Genomic DNA, 3,155 nt, shown 5'->3' on the forward strand with positions numbered 1-3,155 from the left:
TCAGCTGATCTTCGCCGCGATCTGCGCCGCCAGCGCCTTCAATTCTTCCGCGTCGGCCATGCCGCCCGAGGCGTGGCGGCCCACCGGCACGCCCTCCCAGCGCGGGATGATGTGGAAATGCAGGTGGTAGATCGTCTGGCCCGCCGGCGCGCCGTTGAACTGGGTGACCACGATGCCATCCGGCTTCAGCGCCGCCCTCACCGCCTTCGTCACCCGCTGCACGCCCTGGATCAGAGTGGCCAGCCGTTCGGGCTCCTCGTCCAGCAGGTTGCGCGCCGTGGAGTGCTTCGGGATCACCAGCGTGTGGCCCCTGGACTGCGGGAAGACGTCCATGAAGGCGTAGACGTGCTCGTCCTCGAACACGCGCGCCGCCGGCATCTCGCCGCGCAGGATCTTGGCGAAGATGTTGCCCGCGTCGTAGGTCCCGTCCAAGCTCATGGCGTGCTCCCGAGGTGTCGGGAGCCTGCGTAGCAAATCGGCGTCGGGGGCGGAACGATGGGCGTTGCAGGAACAGGGCCCCGGGGCGAAGCGCCGGGACTGACCGAGCGCCAGAAGAAGTGGTTCGCCTCGGTCCAGGCCAGCCTCGTGCGCGACACGGGCAAGGCGCTGGACGAATGGGTGGCGATCGCGCGGTCCTGAGCTTATCCGACCAACGCTTCTGCCATTCGATCTGGATCCCGGCATTCACTGGGATGAGCGGTATTACTCCCCAGCCCTGAACGGCGAGAAGGCCTCCTCCAGCCACTCCATCTCCTGGTCCACCGCCGTCCGCTCCTGCGCCAGGAAGCGCTCGACCGGGCCCCGCAGCGCCGGGTCGGCGATCCAGTGGGCGGAGTAGACCGGCTTGGGCAGGTAGCCGCGGGCGATCTTGTGCTGCCCCTGGGCGCCCGCCTCCACGCGCGACAGGCCGTGGTCGATGGCCCACTGGATGGCCTGGTAGTAGCAGAGCTCGAAGTGGAGGAACGGCACGTCCTCGACGCAGCCCCAGTGGCGGCCGTAGAGGCAGTCGCCGCCGATCAGGTTGAGCGCGCCGGCGATCCAGCGCCCTTCCCGCTTCGCCATGACCAGCAGCACCCGGTCGGCCATCCGCTCGCCCAGCAGCGAGAAGAAGGGGCGCGTGAGGTATGGCCGCCCCCATTTGCGCGAGCCCGTGTCCATGTAGAACCGGAAGAAGGCGTCCCAGTGGTCTTCGGTGAGTTCGGATCCCGTCAGGCGGACGATCTCGACGGCGCCCTGCGCCTCGCGCCGCTCGCGCCGGATGGTCTTGCGGCGGCCCGACGACAGCGCCCCCAGGAAGGCCTCGAAGTCGGCGTAGCCGCGGTTCTCCCAGTGGTACTGCTGGCCCTCGCGCCGGCCCAGCCCTTGCTGACCGGCCCACTCCCACTCGGCCTCCGTCAGGAAGTTGAGGTTGAGCCCCGAGGCGCCGTAGCGCTCGCAGAGGGACAGCCCGCCGCCGAGCAGGTAGCTGCGCGCCTCGTCGGGGTCAACGTCCGGCCGCACCAGCAACCGCGCGCCGGTCGCCGGCGTGAACGGCGCGGCCGAGAGGAGCTTCGGGTAGTAACGCCCGCCCGCCCGCTCGTAGGCGTCGGCCCAGGCGTGGTCGAAGATATATTCGCCCTGGCTGTGGCTCTTCAGATAGAGCGGCATCACCGCCGCGACCCGGCCGTTCTCATCCTCGACGCTGAGATGCTGCGGCCCCCACCCCGTGCGCTCGACGGCGCAGCCCGCCTCCTCCAGCGCGTGCAGGAAGTCGAAGCGGATGAAGGGGTTGGCGTCGTAGGCCGGGTTGTCGGCACAGGTGTCCCACGCCTCACGGCCGATCTCGGCGATGCGGCGGGAAACCTTCACCGCCGGCGTCAGCTTCACGCCTGAGCTTCCTGACTTGGGGCAAATCCCTCGAAGATCAGGTTGTCGCAACCGTCCTTGATCGCGTCCCACTGCTCGGGCTTGCGCACCGTCCAGGCCACAATCGGCATGCCGTCGGCCCGGTGCCTGGCCGCGCGGTCGCAGGGCAGCATGTCCAGCCCGAGGGCCAGGAAGTGCGGCCGCGCAATCGCCACGTGCTCCAGCCGGGCGAAGGCCCGCCGCTGGTCGTCCGCCATGTTGGGGGCCTTGTCGTAGGAATAGCTGTCGAGACCCCGTAGCACGCCCGGATAGCGGTCGGCGAACCAGGCGTGGCTGTAGGGGTTGAAGCCGATCACGCAGAGCGGTCCGTTGTGGTCGGCGATCACCTCGTGCACCCGCTGCTCGAGCGGCCCGACCTCGCCGTACGGCGTCTTCAGCTCGACGTGCACCATCGCCCGGTGGCCGATCACCGCCAGCGCCTCGAGCAGGGTCGGGACCTTCTCGTCCGACCCGGCCAGGCGCAGCTCGGCGAGCTCGGCGACGGTGAGGTCGCGGACGCGGCGGTCGACGCCGGTCATCCGCTTCAGCTTGTCGTCGTGGAAGACCATGGCCTCGCCGTCGGCCGAGAGCTGGACGTCCAGTTCGATGCCGTAGCCGGCGGCGCAGGCGGCCTGGAAGGCGCCCAGCGAGTTCTCCGGCGGGCCGTCAGGGCTCCACAGCCCCCGATGCGCGATCGGCGGATGGAAGAGGAGGTCCCAGGCCTCGCCAAAGCCCCCCGTCTCCGCGAGGGCCCTCACCGGACCTGCACCACCGCGTCGACCTCCACCGCGAAGTTCATGGGGAGGCGATAGACGCCGACGGCCGAGCGGGCGTGGCGGCCCGCGTCGCCGAGGGCCTCGACCATCAGGTCCGAGCAGCCGTTCACCACCTTGGGGATGTCGAAGAAGCCAGGTCCCGCCTGGACGAAGCCGCCCAGCTTCACCACCCGGACCACCCGGTCGAGGTCGCCATCGCAGGCGGCCCGCATCTGGGCCAGCAAGTTGATCCCGCAGATGCGCGCGGCGCGGACGGCGGTGTCGAAGTCCACGTCCTCGCCCACCACGCCGCGGATCCCGCCCGAGGCGTCGACCGAGACCTGGCCGGAGATGTGGACCAACTCGCCCACGCGGACGAAGGGGACGTAGTTGGCGACCGGGGCGTTGGGCGTGGGAAGCTGGATGCCGGCGGCGGCCAGGCGCTCTTGGACCTTTGACATGGCCCAACGTCTAGCGCCCCCCCTCACCAAGAAAAAGGGGCGCGCAAAGCAAAAG

The 3,155-nt window shown here is 69.8% G+C and carries 5 protein-coding genes; 1 reads left to right on the forward strand and 4 read right to left on the reverse strand.

What is annotated here, in order from left to right; translation table 11 throughout:
- Window positions 1–438 (reverse strand): HIT family protein, encoded by a 438-nt coding sequence (locus VGD44_RS22935; RefSeq protein WP_331090706.1) that lies wholly within the window; start codon window positions 436–438, stop codon window positions 1–3.
- Between the two features lie 57 nt (window positions 439–495).
- Here VGD44_RS22935 and VGD44_RS22940 point away from each other — a divergent pair, with 57 nt between their 5' ends.
- A complete protein-coding gene (locus tag VGD44_RS22940; RefSeq protein ID WP_331090707.1) occupies window positions 496–639 on the forward strand; it encodes a hypothetical protein in 144 nt (47 codons plus the stop codon).
- A 63-nt stretch (window positions 640–702) separates the two neighbouring features.
- Here the strand turns inward: VGD44_RS22940 and VGD44_RS22945 are convergent, their stop codons facing one another.
- From VGD44_RS22945 to VGD44_RS22955, 3 genes are read right to left on the reverse strand one after another with little or no spacing between them, the layout of a single operon-like run.
- Complete coding sequence (locus VGD44_RS22945) at window positions 703–1,866, reverse strand: GNAT family N-acetyltransferase (protein ID WP_331090708.1); 1,164 nt, start codon at window positions 1,864–1,866, stop codon at window positions 703–705.
- On the reverse strand, window positions 1,863–2,642 hold the full coding sequence (locus VGD44_RS22950; protein ID WP_331090709.1) for a glycerophosphodiester phosphodiesterase: 780 nt from the start codon (window positions 2,640–2,642) through the stop codon (window positions 1,863–1,865). The genes VGD44_RS22945 and VGD44_RS22950 overlap by 4 nt, the downstream gene beginning before the upstream one ends.
- Window positions 2,639–3,100 (reverse strand): RidA family protein, encoded by a 462-nt coding sequence (locus VGD44_RS22955; RefSeq protein WP_331090710.1) that lies wholly within the window; start codon window positions 3,098–3,100, stop codon window positions 2,639–2,641. Before VGD44_RS22955 ends, VGD44_RS22950 begins: the two co-directional genes overlap by 4 nt.
- Between the last annotated feature and the right edge of the window lie 55 nt (window positions 3,101–3,155).

This window comes from Phenylobacterium sp. (assembly GCF_036402295.1).
Classification (GTDB): Bacteria; Pseudomonadota; Alphaproteobacteria; order Caulobacterales; family Caulobacteraceae; genus Phenylobacterium.